Origin of the sequence: Haloimpatiens massiliensis (genome assembly GCF_900184255.1) — a bacterium.
GTDB lineage: Bacteria > Bacillota > Clostridia > Clostridiales > Clostridiaceae > Haloimpatiens > Haloimpatiens massiliensis.
In genome coordinates this window covers 509,728-526,003 of record NZ_LT854639.1, presented here as the reverse complement: position 1 = coordinate 526,003, position 16,276 = coordinate 509,728, and the positions used below count along the sequence as shown (strand labels likewise).

The following is a 16,276-nucleotide window of genomic DNA, read 5'->3' as shown; positions in this document are numbered from 1 at the left end:
GGGTGGATTAAATGAATAGGTTTAGAACTATAGGTACGGTTTTTAGAAAAGAATTTACTTTAATAATGCGATATCCTACTTGGATTATACAAATAATAATATGGCCATTAATTTTTCCATCTATGTACATTTTAAGTGCTATTGGGTTTTCAGGACCAGATAGATCAGGACTAAAAGCTTTTAGTGCTGTGACTGGAACACCGAATTATGTTGGATATATTGTGGTTGGAACTATGCTGTGGATGTGGGTAAATTCAACTATGTGGGGGTTTGGAACTTTTTTAAGAGAGGAACAGATGAGAGGTACCTTAGAGTCTAACTGGCTTTGTCCTATAAATAAATTTGATTATTTAGTAGGAGCAGGTCTCGTATCTATGACTGAGGCTCTTACAGTAAATGTAATTTCTGTTTTAGAGTATAGATTTATATACAGAGTTCAATTTACAGGAAATATTTTACATTGGCTTTTAATATTTTTAATAATGATTCCAGGTATATATGGGCTAGGCTGTTTATTTGCTAGTTTAGTTCTATGGGCAAAGGAAACTAATACTGCAGTACAGTTTGTAAGAGGGATTATAATGATGCTTTGCGGAATAACTTTTCCAATAGCAATAACTCCTTTATGGATGCAGAGTATATCTAAATGCATCCCATTTACTTATGGAATAATAGCAGCAAGGCAACTAATGGTAAATGGAGAGACTTTGAGGGCAGCTTCTTTTAATATGATAATGTGCTTAATTTTGGGAATAATTATTTTTATATTAGGAAGACTTGCTTTTTTATATACAGAAAAGAGAGTAAAGAATCAAGGGGCTTTAGGAAGATTCTAGGGGGTGAATTAGTTGAAGAAAAAATTATTGAGAAAACTATATGTTTACAGAGCAAGATTTATAATAAGCATGAAAATATATTTTAGATATCCTATTAATGTTATATTTAGTTTTTTTGACCCATTAATATGGCTTACACCATTTTATTTCATGGGGAAAAGTTTTTCCATAAATGGAGAGATGCGTGGATTTACTAAGTACACTGGTAATTCGGATTTTATGGGATTTTTAGTGGTAGGTTATATGGTAATGAGTTATGTGCAAACGGTATTTTGGTCCATTGGATTTTCTCTTAAAGAAGAGATGCAACAGGGGGTTTTGGAGTCAAATTGGTCAGCTCCTGCCAGTAGAATAAGCCTTTTAATAAGCAAAAGCTTGTCTAAATTACTTATAACAACTATAGAGATTATTATTACAGGAGTTATATGTCATTTTGCTTTTGGATTTAGAGTAACAGGAGATGTTTTAAAAGCTATAGCATTTATAATACCAGGAGTCATTGGTCTTATGGGCATAGGCGTTGCCATAGCGGGATTAGTTTTAATAGCTAAAAATGCAAATCCAATAATAGATTTAAGCAGTAGTATAATCAATGCTATGTCAGGAAGCTTTTTTCCTATAAAAGTACTTCCAAAGGCATTTATGGCTATATCACTAGCTATACCACTTACTTATATGTATGACAGTAACAGAGTTATACTAATAAATCAAAAACCATTGTTTTCTTTAAAAATAGAATTTATAATACTTATTGTGTCTATGTTAGTGTGTTGTATTGTAGGAAATTGGATATTCTTAAGAATAGATAGAAAATGTAGAGATAAGGGAATTTTAGGAACACACTAAATTAGTGGGCTAGTTGGCCAGAGTGCTAGAGGGCTAGGGGATTAGAGTTCTAGAGAACTAGGTTAGAGAGCAAGTGATAATGGAGTACTTAAGATGAAAATTTATGTAAGATAGAATGTTGTATCTAATTGTTTTGAATTGAGTAAAGAGTAGTTAGTGGTGAACCTGAGGGAGTAGTGGATAGTTATTGGAGACTAGAGAATTGTGAATAGGTCTCAGTGATTGAAGACTAAAGCCTGATGATTAGAGCTTAGTAACTGGAGCCTGGTGGCTAATGATTAGGTATTGTAATATGTGTGTACTGTAGGAGGAAGGAGGTAATTATAATATGGAAGAGGATTTGATTTCTAAAAAGGAACTTTTAGATTTAACGGGTATATCCTATGGACAATTATATAGATGGAAGCGAAAGAAACTAATTCCAGAAGAATGGTTTATTAAAAAATCATCTTTTACAGGGCAGGAAACATTTTTTCCTAAAGATAAAATACTAGATAGAATTGATGTAATAAAGAACATGAAGGACGATTTATCTCTAGATGAAATTGCTAACATGTTTACGCCTAATCTACAAGACATTTCTTTTAGTAAAGATGAAGTTTTGAGAAGAAATTTAGTTACAGAAATGACCATGAATATATATAGTCAATTATATCCTTTGGGACTTACTCTTTCTTTTGAAAAAATTTTACACATGTATATATTAGAGAAGTTTATTAAATCTGGCGAGGTGAGCATAGAAGAAGGTAAGGGTGTTTTGCAAACATTAAAAGATAATTATAATAATATCGAAGAGGAAGATTATGATATTATACTTTTAAGAAAATTTGGAGCAGCGGCCAGCATATTGATTCCTCATGATACTGAAATATATATAGATACTGAAACTAAAATGGTTTTGAAAATTAATATATTGAAGTGTATTGAGGAGATGAAGATAAGGGTAAATTAGATAATAACTAGTGGATATAGTAATATAATGTTGCGAAGTGACTACTAATCTTTAAATATCTACTTCATAAGTGTCCAGTTAGATGCTTAAGGAGTAGGTATCTTTTTATGTATTCTTATAATTTAAATTATAACTATTTAAATTATAGATAACAATTAATAATTTTAAGTACATAGATAAACATGAATTAATTGTAAAATTTTTAGCTATTTAATAATAAAGTTTGTATATATGACATTTAGACACTATAATTAAAGTTGAATTATTTCTAAAATGGTGTAAAATTTAAACGTAAGACCATAAAGATTTATATAAGATAAATGAAGAGGATGTGAATTCATGAGGAAATATAGAAGTTTCATAATGTATGATATAATTCTTATTGTGGCGTCATTATATTTAGCATTACTGCTTAGATTAGATTTTAAAATTTCTCCACAATATATGACTTTTTTTTGGTATTCAGTTATACCAGTAACAGCTATAACCATAATATTCAATACTGTATTTAAACTATATAATAAGCTTTGGAAATATGCTTCTATTGAAGAACTTATTTCTATAATATATTCAGTTTCTTTATCTAACGTAGTTTTTATAATATACAGCTATTTTATAACATATAAATTATTTGAAAATGCTTACTTTAGGTTTCCATTTACTGTGCACATAATATTTTGGATTTTATCTGTAGTGTCTTTAGGCGGAATAAGATTTATATACAGAATGGTTGAGGACAATAACGAGTATAAAGGTAATTGTGAAGGTAAAAAGAGGGTTTTAATAATAGGTGCTGGAGATGCTGGAGTTATGCTTTTAAAAGAGATAAGAAAGCATAAGGAATTTAATTATAATGTGGTAGGTTTTGTAGATGATGATAAATCTAAGTATGGAAAGGTAATTCACAGGGTTAGAGTTTTAGGTGGAAGAAGAGATATTCCAAGAATATGTAAAGAAAATGTGGTAGAAGAAATAGTAATGGCAATGCCTTCAGCAGATTTAGAGACTAAAACTGAAATACTATCCATATGTAAGAGAACTAAATGCAAATTAAAAACTATACCAGGTATATACGAAATAATAGATGAAACTGTAAGTATAAGTAAACTTAGGGATGTAAACATAGAGGACTTGCTTGGAAGAGATCCTGTTAAGTTAGACAATACTGATATAGATAAGTATATAAAAGATAAAGTAGTAATGGTAACTGGTGGAGGAGGATCTATAGGTTCAGAATTATGCAGGCAAATAGTTAAATTTAAACCTAAAAAGCTAATTATATTAGATATATACGAAAATAATGCATATGAGATTCAAAGAGAATTAGGAGATGTAAATCCTCAGTTAGATTTAGATGTTATTATAGCATCCATTAGGGATGAAAAAAGAATTAGAGAAATATTTAAGAAGTATCGACCGAATGTAGTATTTCATGCAGCTGCTCACAAACATGTACCACTTATGGAGAAAAATCCTAAGGAAGCTATAAAAAATAATATAATAGGTACTTATAATGTAGTAAAGTGCAGCAGTGATTTTGGGGTTAATAAGTTTGTTCAGATAAGTACCGATAAGGCTGTTAATCCTACCAATATAATGGGAGCTACTAAAAGATTTTGTGAAATGATGATTCAGGCTTTTGATAAGACTAGCAGTACAGAATATGTGGCAGTTAGATTTGGAAATGTATTAGGAAGTAATGGTTCTGTAATACCAATATTTAAAAAGCAAATAGCTCGTGGAGGTCCTGTTACTGTAACTCATCCTGAAATAAATAGATTCTTTATGACCATACCAGAAGCTGCTCAGCTTGTTATACAGGCAGGTGGAATGGCTAAGGGTGGCGAAATATTTGTATTGGATATGGGAAAACCAGTAAAAATGGTGGATTTAGCTAGAGACTTAATAACTTTATCAGGATTTGAACCAGACAAAGATATTAAAATAGAATATACTGGATTAAGACCAGGGGAAAAGTTGTATGAAGAGCTTTTAATGGATGAAGTTGCTTTAACTTCTACTAAACATAATAAAATATTTGTAGAAAAGCCTATGGAATTAGATTTGAATTCCTTAGAAAAGGATATTGATGAGTTTAGAGAAGTAGTTAAAGAAAATGTAGAAAATGATGATGTATTTACACTTATGGGTAAAAAGGTTTGTACTTATAGTAGAAAAATAGATTGATAATTTATAGACGTTAAATTTAGTAAATAGATTAAAGTTTATTATATAAAGTTATGTTAAAAAGAGTGGAAAATTTCATTAAATTAATATTTAATAAAAAATGTAACTTTTTATGTAATAAAAAAGTTGAATTATTCTTAGAATCATGTAAAATTAAAAAGAAAAGAAATAAGAGCATACAAACTTAAAATATTTATTTACAATAAATAATATATATTTATAGTTTTAATATAAAAGGAGTGTAATAAATATGAAAAAATATAAATTTGCGATAATAGGTTGCGGAAGAATATCTTACAAGCATGTGGAAGCTATAATGAATAATAATGAAGAATCGGTACTTGTAGCCACTTGTGATGTGGTAAGAGAAAAAGCAGAAGAAAAGAAAAATGAATACATATCTAAAATGGGAAAAGAATTTAATGTAAATATCTATACTGATTATAAAGAAATGTTAGAAAAAGAAGATATAGATGTAGTTACTATAGCCACAGAAAGTGGATATCATCCAGAAATAGCTTTATATTGCATGAATAAAAAGAAACACGTTATAGTTGAAAAACCAATGGCTCTTTCAACTGCAGATGCAGATGAAATGATTAAATGTGCTAAAGAAAATGGTGTTAAATTATGTGTAAGTCATCAAAATAGATTTAATAAGCCAATCCAACAGTTGAGAAAAGCTATGGATGAAGGAAGATTTGGAAGACTTGTGAACGGAACGGCAAGAATTCTTTGGAACAGAAACATGGGATATTATGAGCAGGCACCATGGAGAGGTACATGGAAGCAAGATGGTGGAACCCTTATGAATCAATGTATACATAATATAGATTTACTACAATGGATGATGGGTGGAGAAATAGATACTGTATATGCGCAGTGTGATACATTTTTAAGAGACATTGAGGCAGAAGACTTTGGAGCTATAATGATAAGGTTCAAAAATGGAGCCATAGGAATGATTGAAGGAAGTGCCTGTGTATATCCAAAGAACTTAGAAGAAACACTAAGTGTTTTTGGAGAAAAGGGAACGGTGTGCATAGGTGGACTAGCAGTAAATAAGATTGAGACTTGGAGATTTGCTGATGGAAAAGATAATGAGGATGCTATATTAAAAGCCCAAGAAGGGGATCCAGACACAGTTTATGGCTTTGGACATACTCCATTATTTAAGGATGTAATAGATGCTATAAATGAAGGAAGAGAACCATTAGTAAATGGTGAAGAAGGTAAGAAGGGAATGTCCATAATACTTGCAGCTTACAAATCAAGACTTACTGGAATGCCTGTAAAATTCCCTATGGGAGACTTTAATACTATGGAAATGGTTAATGTAGATAAAATTAATAAATAATTTGTAAAACAAATACTAATTTTTTAAAATTACCATCAAAATATGATAATATATTATGGTGGTAATTTTAAAAATTAAGGGATAAATAGGAGTTGAATTATGCAAATGAATTATATATCTCAAACTGCTAAGTTAGGTAATGATGTACAAATAGGTAGATTTTCTGTTATAGAGGATTGTGTGACTATAGGAGAAAATTGTATTATAGGAAATAATGTAGTTATACATAAAGGGACTACTATAGGAAACAATGTTAGAATAGATGATAATACAGTAATAGGAAAAGAACCAATGAGAGCCGTAAATAGTATATTTAAAAATGATAAAAAGTTTTCTTCTTGCAAAATTAATGATGAATGCTTAATTGGAGCAGGGACAATAATATATGTAGGATGTGAAATTGGGAGTAAAACATTGGTAGCTGATTTAGCTGTTATAAGAGAAGATGTGACTATAGGAGAAAGAACTATAATAGGAAAAGGAGCAACCATAGAGAATTTCTGTAATGTAGGATCAAACTGTAAAATACAAACTAATGTATATCTAACAGCTTATTCTGAAGTGGAAGATTATGTGTTTATAGCACCATGTGTGATTACTTCTAATGATAATTATGCTGCCAGATCTAAAGAGAGATTTAATCACTTTAAGGGAGTTACAATAAAAAAAGGTGGAAGAGTAGGTGCGGGTGCGGTTATATTGCCAGGGAAAACTATAAATGAGGATGGTTTTGCAGCAGCAGGAAGTGTAGTTACTAAAGATGTGGAAAAGGCTAAAATAGTTGTAGGAAATCCAGCAAAAATATTTAAAAATGTACCAGAAGAACAATTATTAGAAAATCAATAGAATTTTAATGATTTACTATAGGAGTGGAAATTGATGAGTAATAAAAATAGAAGTAAAAGATTAGTAGTAGATATGATTTTATACGCTATAGGTGATTTTGGTTCAAAAATCATTAGTTTTTTATTGGTACCTTTTTATACTAATTATTTAGGAACAGATGAATATGGAGCGATGGATTTAATAAATGTTACGCAGTCACTTATAATACCTATAATTTCTCTTCAGCTTACCAGTGGGGTTTTTAGATATTTACTAGACGATAAATACGATAAAGAGGAAATTGTATCTACAGGTATAAATTTTACTATAGTTTCTTCCACTATAAGTATGATTGTGTTTTGGATAATTTATAAAGTATTTAATTTACAAATACCTTATGTAGGTGCTATAGTGTTACTTACATTATTTAGCATGCTAAATAGTATGTTAAAGCAAATATTAAGAGGACTAGATAAAATTAAGATATATTCTATTACAGGGATTATTACAACTTTGCTTTTTTGTATTTTGAATATTATATTTATAGGTTATTTTAAGATGAGTTATCAAGGTATGGTTTATGCAAACATAATAACTCTTTTTATTGTAAGTATATTTATACTAATAGAAGGAAATATATTCAAATGTTATAAAATGAATTTATTTAGTAAAGAAGTGTTTAAAGAACTTTTAGTTTATTCATTTCCATTAATACCAAACACCATAAGTTGGTGGATTATGAATGTATCTGATAGGTATTTGGTAAATATATATGTAGGAATGAGTGCTGTAGGTATATACGGGTTGTCAAATAAGTTTGCTTCTGTTTTATTTATGTTTAATAGTATATTTGATAGGGCATGGCAAACTAGTGCTATAGAAAATTATAGTTCGCCAAATAGAGATAAATTTTTTACAGAAATTTTTAATAAATTAATGAAATTTGAAATCTTAATAGTTTTAGGCTGTACGATAGTGCTTAAGCCTATGATGATTTTTATTGGACATGAATATAGGTATGCTTGGAAATATGCAAATATATTATTTTTAGCAAATCTGTTTTTGAGCTTTAGTTTATTTTATGGAGTAGGTTACAATTGTGAAAAGAAGACAAAAGAAGCATTTACAACAACCGTGTATAGTGCAATTTTAAATTTTGTAATAAATTTACTTCTTATAAAATTTATAGGTGTATATGCGGCAGCACTGTCAACTTTAATAGCGTATTTTGTCTTATGGATAAGTAGAATTTTTACAACAAAAAAGTTTTTTACTATAAAAATAAACATTAGAGAATTAATTTTAGGAATTACATTGATATTAATGGCTAATTTGATTAGTTTTTTATTTGAAGGATTGAAGTTATTGTTAATAGATGGAATAATGTGCATAGTAGCTATTTATGTTTATAGAGAAACTATTAAATATATATGGGATATGATAATTGAATATATTGATAAATTTAAAAGTAGAGCTAGTAGTAACTAATTATATTTGAGGGAGTTGATAGTTATGATTGTTGTTTTAGGTGCAGGTAATGGAGGGGTTGCTATATCGACATATTTAGAGCAAAAAGGAATAGAAACCATACTGTGGAATAGAACTGAAGAAAGATTGAAAGCAATAAGAGAAAATAATAATATTATAAAGGCTAGAAGTGTTAATGATAATGCTCATAGTGATGTTAAGATAACAGAAATTACTACAGATTTACAGTATGCATTGTCAAAAGGCAAATATGTCTTTATAGTTACTCCAGGAAATGCTCATAAAGATATAGCAAGAGTTTCAGCTCCTTTTTTAACTAAAGAGCATGTAGTTATACTAATGCCAGGTAGAACTTATGGAAGCATAGTGTTTTCAGAAGAGATAAATAGGCAAAGAGGATTTTACCCTAAGTGTATTGAAGCTCAAACTATTTTGCATGCTTGTAGAATAAATGGAAATATTTTGGACGTTCATGGATTAAAAACTAAGGTTCTGTATTCATCTTTTGATAAAATAGATGATGGGGAAAAAAGTTATTTAAAGTATATAATACCAGAGTTTCAATATGATGAAGAATATTTTAAAATTACACTTAATAATATAGGGGCACTACTTCATCCTATTCCTACAATATTAAATGCTGCAAGAATAGAAAGTGGAAGTAACTTTAAATATTATAGTGAGGGTTTAACGCCTACCGTGACTGAATATATTCAAAAGGTAGATGAGGAAAGAAAGAGTATATGTGAGGCTGTGGGATGCCAATATATATCATTAATTGAGTGGTTGAATAAAGAGTATGGCTCTACCTCAGACAATATTTATAACTGCATAAAAGAGATAGAAGCATACAGAAATATAAATGCACCAAATACTTTAAATCATAGATACATTTATGATGATATATGTACAGGCCTTGTTCCTATATATAATACAGGTAAAGCTTATGGAATAGAAGCAAAGACAATAAAAACTTTTATAGAATTTGCTTCTATACTTATGAAATACGATTTTATGAAATTTGGCAGAGAATTTAATAAGGAGATGCTAGTAAAATGAATTTTGTTCCAGTGATTTTTGGAGGATATGTTAACGGATATAGTATAACAAGAACTTTTTATGAAACCTATGGGATTGAGTCTATAATTTGTGATTGTGTTAAAAACATTTCGTTTTATTCTAAAATGTGTAAGCAGATTACTGTAAGTGATCCTAAATATAATGAAGAAAAATTTATACATGAGATGGAGAATATAGGAAAGAATATAAGAGAAAAAAATATAATTCCTATAATAATAACTACTAATGATCAGTGGTTAATTCCATTGTCCAAGTATAGAGAAAGGTTAGAAAAATATTTTGTGTATTCATTTTCTGAATGGAATATTATAGAAAAACTAACCATTAAGAAACATCTTTATAAGTATTGTGATGAATTAAATGTAATATATCCTAAAACATTTATATGCAGTAAAAGTGAATTTAAAGATATGGATTTGCAAATGAAATTACCTATATTGGTTAAACCATCAGAAGTAGTGGACTTTGTATCTTTATTTCCAGGTGAAAAGAGAAACTATATATTTAATACTATGGATGAGCTTAAATCTTTTTTGAAGGACAAATTCACTAAAGGATACGAAAGTTCTTTCGTTTTACAGGAGTATATTCCAGGTGGTGTTGAAAATTTATATACAATTACAACATATAGTGATAGAAAAAGTTTGAAATTAAAAGGAGTTTCTATAGGACATAAATTGACTCAATATCCGAAAGAAGCAGGAACTATAACTTCAGGAATGACAAACTTTGATGAATGCCTAATTGAACCATCTAAGAAATTATTAGAAACTTGTGGTTATTATGGAATAACTAATATAGAATATAAGTACGATAAAAGGGATGATAAATATAAATTAATTGAAATAAATCCAAGGCCGGGTATGTGGAATTATTCATCATATTTAAGTGGAATAAACTTATTTCAGATGATGGTAGATGACTTAGTTTTAAATAAAGATATAGAGTACAGAGAGGGAAGAAAACAATTTTTATGGACAGTAATTCCTGAGAGAGAGATTTTAGAAGGTATAGACAATGAATATAAGATAAATGAAGTGCAGAAATTAATAAGGGAGAATAAGGTGCTGGATCCTAGGAAAAATAAAAAGGATAGTTTAAAGTTTAGATTTAATATATTAAAAGGCGATTTGAAGTTGAAACTTTCAAAATTTATAAGAAGGTGATGTTTATGAAGAACTTAGTAGGGGCAGCTGTAGGAAGTTGTGTTCATGTAGCAGGAGTATTTAAATTTATTCAGATGGCAGAAGAAGAAGGATATGAAACTACATATATGGGTGGAGCAGTACCTTTAAAAGAACTTATAAATGCCATAAAAGAAATTCAACCACATATGGTTTCTATAGGATATAGATTAAGCAAAGAATCTGCAGAAAAAATATTAAAAGAATTAGAATTAAATCTCAGGGAAGAAAATTTATTAGATAATATAATATATGTATTCGGTGGAACAATTGAAACAGCAGAAGTTGCAAGAAAGTTTTCTTTTATAAGCAAGATATTTGATGGTTCAGAAGAGCCAGAGGAAAGTATCCTATTTTTAAGAAATAGTCACAGCATTGACAAAAATAATGTAAACATTCCACAGCAGCTACGTGAAAGAATAAATTATAAAAATCCATACCCATTATTTAGACACCATATAGGTTTAGGAACACTAGAAGAAACGGAAAAAGCTATAATGGAATTGGCAGAATCTAACTTGTTGGATATTATATCATTGGCTCCTGATCAAAATTGTCAGCAATTTTTCTTTAATCAACAGAATATGGATAGAAAACAGGATGGGGCAGGAGGCGCACCTATACGCAAAAAAGAAGATTTAATTCGCATGTATGGGGCCACAAGAAGAGGAAATTATCCACTGTTAAGATGTTATTCAGGAACAGAAGGCTTATTAGAATTTTCTAAAATACTTAAAGAAACTATAAATAATGCTTGGGCAGCTATTCCTTTAACTTGGTATTCAGAACTAGATAGAAGATCTAATAGAAAATTAGAAGATGCCATAAGAGAAAATCAATTGGCAATTAAATGGAATGCGGAAAATGGAATTCCAGTAGAAATAAATGAGTCACATCAGTGGGCTCTTAGATTTGCACATGATGCATTAGAAGTTGCTCTTGCGTACATAACAGCATATAATGCTAAAGAACTTAAAGTAAAGGATTTTATTATGCAATTTATGTTGTGTACACCACCTACAATTTCACCTAAAATGGATATAGCAAAAATGCTAGCTAAAATAGAATTGCTTAGTGAATTAGAATCAGATGAATTTAATATTATAAGGATGATAAGAACTGGCTTGTTATCATATCCAGCGGATATGGATGCAGCTAAAGCACAGTTAGCGAGTTCTATATTCTATGGTTCCTATTTGAAACCACATATAATACATGTAGTGGCTTATTGTGAAGCTGTACAAAGGGCTACACCTAAGGAAATAATTGAATCTGTAAAAATTGCTAAAAGATCATATATGATGGCTCAGCAAGGTATTCCAGATTTTGCATCAGATAAAGAAGTACATAATAGAAAAGAACAATTAAAAGAAGAGGCTATGGACATAATCAATAGTATTATTAAAATAGGAGAAGCATATGAAAAACCACTAATGGAACCTAAGGTTATATCTGAGGCAGTTAAGCTTGGAATATTAGATGCACCTTGCTTAAAAGGATTTGGAGATTGTAAGGGTGAAGTTAAGGTTAAAATACATAATGGAGCACATGTAATTGTGGATGGAGAAGGTAATATTATTAATGAAAAGAAAAGAATTGAAGAAATCTTCAAAAGAATATAGTAAATAAAATTTAATTATAGAATTGAATTTTAATTTTTATTTAATAATTAATATACAAGGTTTTAAGTAAGNCTAACGCTCACATTCAGCGTCCTGCCTCAGGTTCGCTAGCCTGGCGTCCTTGCCAGGCTTACGATAATTTTATCTGTCTAAAAGAAGAATTTCTAAAATTAAATTTAAATAGTTCCTTTGCTTCTTATGCAAGTCATTCCAGAGAAATTTCATAATTCAGGTAATGTAATGCTTTTGTGGGATAATCATACCATAACTTTATTTAGTTTGCTAGTTTGTCAGTGGGACAGATATTAGTGTGCCAGTGGGGCGGAGATTAGTGTGCCAGTGGGCTAGTGTGCTAGAGGAGGAGGATTTTCCTCCGCGATGCTACGGAAAATCTTTAATTATAGTTTAGTTGGCGGGAAAAGCGGGGCTTTGCCGCCAACTAGCCACTGATGAGTGAGCATTTTTGAAGTATTTGTTAATAAACGATTATGTGTCTTTACTATTATATATAATTGGGGTAATATAAAATAGATATATTCTCGAATTTAGTAGGAGGTAGAAAATTGGAAGATGATATATTAAACATAGCACTATTTCAGCCAGAAATTCCTCAAAACACAGGTAATATAGGAAGAACATGCGTACTTACTAATAGTAAGCTTCATTTAATAAAACCCTTGGGATTTGATATAGATGATAAACAAGTAAAAAGATGTGGTTTGGACTACTGGCCTCATGTAAATTTAGAATTGCATGAAAGCTATGAGGATATGAAAGAAAAATATCAAGATGCTAATTTTTATTTTATAACAACTCATGGTGAAAATTACTATACGGATGTGCAGTTCAAAAAAGGAGATTTTATAATATTTGGAAGAGAATCATCAGGACTTCCGGATTATATAAGAGAAAGCTTCCCAGAAAGATGTATAAGAGTTCCTATGGTGGAAACGACCACTAGATCTCTTAATTTATCAAACACTGTAGCTATAGTAGCTTATGAAGCTCTCAAACAGATGGGTTTTCCACATATGAAATAAGGCACATTCAAATAAATAACAAGTCAGTATGCTAGTCTATTTTGCGTCATACTGCGTCAGCAGAACCCGCCGATAGTCTTACTAGCGACGAAACCTATTTCCTTGTCTGACACAAAATATATTAGCATTTTTGATTTGTTATTTATTTTCATGTACCTAAGAGAGGAGAAATAGCGCATGGAAAAGATCAAAATTATAACAGATAGCACAGCTGATTTGCCAAAAGAAATAGTAGAAAAATACAACATAGAAGTGCTTCCTCTGTTTGTAAACTTTGGGGAGGAGTCCTTTAGGGATGGAGTAGACATAAAGTTAGAAGAATTCCTACAAAAGATGTATACTTCAGATGTTTTTCCAACTACTACTCAAGTGAATCCTCAAAGATTTTATGAATGCTATAAAAAGTATATAGAAGATGGGTATAAAATAGTTTCCATACATTTATCATCAAAAATGAGTGGAACTTATCAATCAGCTAAAATGGCTGTAGAAATGTTGTCAAGTGATTCTATACTTAAAAATGTAGAGGATATAATAGTTATAGATAGTTTAAATGTAACATCAGGACTGGGGATTTTAGTTATAGAAGCTTGCAAACTTAGAGAACAAGGAAAAACTATAAAAGAAATTGAAGATGGAATTATAGAGAGAATGCCTCATGTGAAGAGTTGTCTTGCTTTTTCAAGCTTAGATAACCTAGTGAAGGGAGGTAGATTATCTAAAGCAGCAGGGGTGATAGGAAATATATTAGGTATAAAACTTATATTAGAAGTAAAAGACGGAGAAATGGCTGTTATGGATAAAGTAAGAGGTGGAAAAAAAGCGGTAAAGACTATTTTAAGTTATATGGATGAAAAAGGCATAAAAGAGGGCGCAACAAGTATACTATTAAATGCAGATAATAAAGATATATTAGGAGAGTTAACAAATAAGATTAATTCAATGGACAGAGAATTCATAGAAGCTCATGTAGGCTGTATAGTAGGCACTCATTCCGGCGGAGGTGCTTGTGGTGTTTTCTTCATAGAAGAATATTAAAAAATACATTTATTTCAATTTGGACTTTTATAATTTTATAAATTATTTAACTATTTAATAAACTTATAGTATGTATACGAAAAACCAATGAAGAATTTAGGTTTTTTTGTAGAAAATTTATCAATATTCAGTTATAATGTAATCAAATAGATAATTAAATATTTATTATGGATGATGTTTATGGGAGATAATTTACTATATAGTATAGTAAATAGCCGAAGGAGTAAGTATTGTGAGCCGAAGCAATATGAATCTCTCAGGCAAAAAGGACCTAAAACTGACATAACTCTGGAAAGCCTTATGGGCACCGACGGAGCAAAACTCTCAGGTTATTAGACAGAGAATAAGAGGCATAGACAAAGTCTTTTATTTCTCTGTTTTTTTATGTACTTTTTTATATGCTTTTATGTGTAAAGGAGAATTTGTCGTGGTAGAAAATATGATAGTAATTACAAACAATCCCTTAGCTAAAGAAAAATTAGAAATGGAAGAAAGAGTTGTAAAAGTAATATTTATAAATGACGCTGTTATGAAGGTTTTTGAAAAAGTTAGGGATTATGTACATATAGGACATAAACTTTTGACACATCCACTTATGAGTAGTGTAAAACCTAATGAAACGCCGTACAGAACTGTGTGCGTGTCAGTAGTAGCTGAAAAATCTTTAGATATGCAATCGTTAACTATTATTGAAAACGCTATAGCTACTACGGATAAGTTTCTGAAAATGGGGAAAACTCCTAATTGGACAGAAAACGTATTAAATGATTTTCAAGTTATAGATTATGATTTAATATATCATGTATTAATTTAAGGAGGATGAAAGAATGGCACATATTTACGATACTATAATAGTAGGCGGAGGTCCAGCTGGATTATCTGCAGGACTTTATGCAGCAAGATCAAGAATGGACACTTTATTAATTGAAAGAGCCAAATTTGGTGGTCAAGCAACAACAACTGATGAATTAGAAAACTATCCAGGATCAATTGAAGATTGTACTGGAAGTAGCTTAACAGAAAGAATGAGAAAACAAGCAGAAGAATTTGGTGTAAGCTTTGTTAAAAATGAAGTAATGGATGTAGATTTCTCAGGAAAAACAAAAACAATTAAATGTAAGAGTGGAGAAACTTACGAAGCTAAAACTATAATAATAGCTACTGGAGCATATCCAAGATTAGGTGGATTTAAAAATGAAATAGAATTAAGAGGAAGAGGAGTTTCTTACTGTGCAACTTGTGACGCTGACTTCTTTACAGATTTAGATATAGCTGTTATAGGAGGAGGAGACTCAGCAATAACTGAAGCTATATACTTAACTAAATTTGCTGAATCAGTAACAGTAATACACAGAAGAGATCAATTAAGAGCTGCAAAATCTCTTCAAGAAAAAGCTTTCAAAAATCCAAAAATCAAATTCATATGGAACTCTGTAGTTGAAGAAGCTAAAGGTGATGAAATACTAGAAGGCTTAGTAGTAAAGAATAGAGAAACAGGCGAAGTTAGTGAATTAGAAGTTAATGGTGTATTCGTATTCGTTGGATACCTTCCAATATCAGAAGTATTTAAAGGAAAGGTAAAAATGAATGATAGAGGAGACATCGTAACTGATGAAGAAATGAGAACAGATGTTGATGGTGTATTTGCTGCTGGAGATATAAGAGAAAAATCATTAAGACAAGTTATCACAGCTGCTGCAGACGGAGCAATTGCTGCTACAAATGCAGAACACTATATAGAAAACAATTTTGCTGAGTAATATATATAAACAAAAGATCTTATAAAATTATAAAATAGGTTTAAAATTTTAATCATAAAGT

General features: G+C 30.1%; 14 protein-coding genes and 1 riboswitch. All 14 genes read left to right on the top strand.

Going from position 1 to position 16,276, the window contains the following annotated elements; genetic code table 11:
- Positions 1-11: 11 nt before the first annotated feature.
- The 14 genes from C1715_RS07675 to trxB all read left to right on the top strand — a co-directional run bounded on the left by C1715_RS07675 (position 12) and on the right by trxB (position 16,215).
- A complete protein-coding gene (locus tag C1715_RS07675; RefSeq protein ID WP_102399919.1) occupies positions 12-836 on the top strand; it encodes an ABC transporter permease in 825 nt (274 codons plus the stop codon).
- A gap of 12 nt (positions 837-848) precedes the next feature.
- Positions 849-1,682: an ABC transporter permease gene (locus C1715_RS07670; protein ID WP_242971920.1), complete on the top strand. Its 834-nt coding sequence runs from the start codon at positions 849-851 to the stop codon at positions 1,680-1,682.
- 328 nt (positions 1,683-2,010) lie between these two features.
- Positions 2,011-2,634, top strand: a complete 624-nt coding sequence (locus C1715_RS07665; RefSeq protein ID WP_102399918.1) for a YhbD family protein — start codon at positions 2,011-2,013, stop codon at positions 2,632-2,634.
- A gap of 339 nt (positions 2,635-2,973) precedes the next feature.
- The gene (locus tag C1715_RS07660) at positions 2,974-4,821 is read left to right on the top strand and encodes a polysaccharide biosynthesis protein (RefSeq protein ID WP_102399917.1); all 1,848 of its coding nucleotides are present in this window, start codon (positions 2,974-2,976) and stop codon (positions 4,819-4,821) included.
- Between the two features lie 250 nt (positions 4,822-5,071).
- Positions 5,072-6,178, top strand: a complete 1,107-nt coding sequence (locus tag C1715_RS07655; RefSeq protein WP_102399916.1) for a Gfo/Idh/MocA family protein — start codon at positions 5,072-5,074, stop codon at positions 6,176-6,178.
- Positions 6,179-6,277: 99 nt separating this feature from the next.
- The gene (locus tag C1715_RS07650) at positions 6,278-7,024 is read left to right on the top strand and encodes an acyltransferase (protein ID WP_102399915.1); all 747 of its coding nucleotides are present in this window, start codon (positions 6,278-6,280) and stop codon (positions 7,022-7,024) included.
- A gap of 33 nt (positions 7,025-7,057) precedes the next feature.
- Positions 7,058-8,491, top strand: coding sequence for an oligosaccharide flippase family protein (locus C1715_RS07645; protein ID WP_102399914.1), 1,434 nt, complete (start codon positions 7,058-7,060; stop codon positions 8,489-8,491).
- Between the two features lie 24 nt (positions 8,492-8,515).
- Entirely contained in the window at positions 8,516-9,550 is a 1,035-nt protein-coding gene (locus C1715_RS07640) for an NAD/NADP-dependent octopine/nopaline dehydrogenase family protein (RefSeq protein ID WP_102399913.1), read from the top strand.
- Entirely contained in the window at positions 9,547-10,737 is a 1,191-nt protein-coding gene (locus C1715_RS07635) for a carboxylate--amine ligase (protein ID WP_102399912.1), read from the top strand. The genes C1715_RS07640 and C1715_RS07635 overlap by 4 nt, the downstream gene beginning before the upstream one ends.
- 5 nt (positions 10,738-10,742) lie before the next feature.
- Complete coding sequence (locus C1715_RS07630) at positions 10,743-12,377, top strand: cobalamin B12-binding domain-containing protein (protein ID WP_102399911.1); 1,635 nt, start codon at positions 10,743-10,745, stop codon at positions 12,375-12,377.
- A 563-nt stretch (positions 12,378-12,940) separates the two neighbouring features.
- Positions 12,941-13,417, top strand: coding sequence for a tRNA (cytidine(34)-2'-O)-methyltransferase (locus C1715_RS07625; RefSeq protein WP_102399910.1), 477 nt, complete (start codon positions 12,941-12,943; stop codon positions 13,415-13,417).
- A gap of 177 nt (positions 13,418-13,594) precedes the next feature.
- Positions 13,595-14,455, top strand: a complete 861-nt coding sequence (locus tag C1715_RS07620; protein WP_102399909.1) for a DegV family protein — start codon at positions 13,595-13,597, stop codon at positions 14,453-14,455.
- Between the two features lie 171 nt (positions 14,456-14,626).
- A riboswitch (glycine riboswitch) is annotated at positions 14,627-14,738 on the top strand.
- Positions 14,739-14,894: 156 nt separating this feature from the next.
- Positions 14,895-15,269: a GrdX family protein gene (locus C1715_RS07615; protein WP_423240825.1), complete on the top strand. Its 375-nt coding sequence runs from the start codon at positions 14,895-14,897 to the stop codon at positions 15,267-15,269.
- A gap of 13 nt (positions 15,270-15,282) precedes the next feature.
- Positions 15,283-16,215, top strand: coding sequence for a thioredoxin-disulfide reductase (gene trxB / locus C1715_RS07610; RefSeq protein ID WP_102399907.1), 933 nt, complete (start codon positions 15,283-15,285; stop codon positions 16,213-16,215).
- The last annotated feature ends 61 nt before the right edge of the window (positions 16,216-16,276 follow it).

Excerpts from the sequence above, each read along its gene's own strand:
- C1715_RS07620 (WP_102399909.1), top strand. The coding sequence starts at position 13,595 with ATGGAAAAGATCAAAATTATAACAGATAGCACAGCTGATTTGCCAAAA.
- C1715_RS07665 (WP_102399918.1), top strand. The coding sequence starts at position 2,011 with ATGGAAGAGGATTTGATTTCTAAAAAGGAACTTTTAGATTTAACGGGT.
- C1715_RS07640 (WP_102399913.1), top strand. The coding sequence starts at position 8,516 with ATGATTGTTGTTTTAGGTGCAGGTAATGGAGGGGTTGCTATATCGACA.
- C1715_RS07655 (WP_102399916.1), top strand. The coding sequence starts at position 5,072 with ATGAAAAAATATAAATTTGCGATAATAGGTTGCGGAAGAATATCTTAC.
- trxB (WP_102399907.1), top strand. The coding sequence starts at position 15,283 with ATGGCACATATTTACGATACTATAATAGTAGGCGGAGGTCCAGCTGGA.
- C1715_RS07645 (WP_102399914.1), top strand. The coding sequence starts at position 7,058 with ATGAGTAATAAAAATAGAAGTAAAAGATTAGTAGTAGATATGATTTTA.
- C1715_RS07635 (WP_102399912.1), top strand. The coding sequence starts at position 9,547 with ATGAATTTTGTTCCAGTGATTTTTGGAGGATATGTTAACGGATATAGT.
- C1715_RS07615 (WP_423240825.1), top strand. The coding sequence starts at position 14,895 with ATGATAGTAATTACAAACAATCCCTTAGCTAAAGAAAAATTAGAAATG.
- C1715_RS07660 (WP_102399917.1), top strand. The coding sequence starts at position 2,974 with ATGAGGAAATATAGAAGTTTCATAATGTATGATATAATTCTTATTGTG.
- C1715_RS07650 (WP_102399915.1), top strand. The coding sequence starts at position 6,278 with ATGCAAATGAATTATATATCTCAAACTGCTAAGTTAGGTAATGATGTA.
- C1715_RS07675 (WP_102399919.1), top strand. The coding sequence starts at position 12 with ATGAATAGGTTTAGAACTATAGGTACGGTTTTTAGAAAAGAATTTACT.
- C1715_RS07630 (WP_102399911.1), top strand. The coding sequence starts at position 10,743 with ATGAAGAACTTAGTAGGGGCAGCTGTAGGAAGTTGTGTTCATGTAGCA.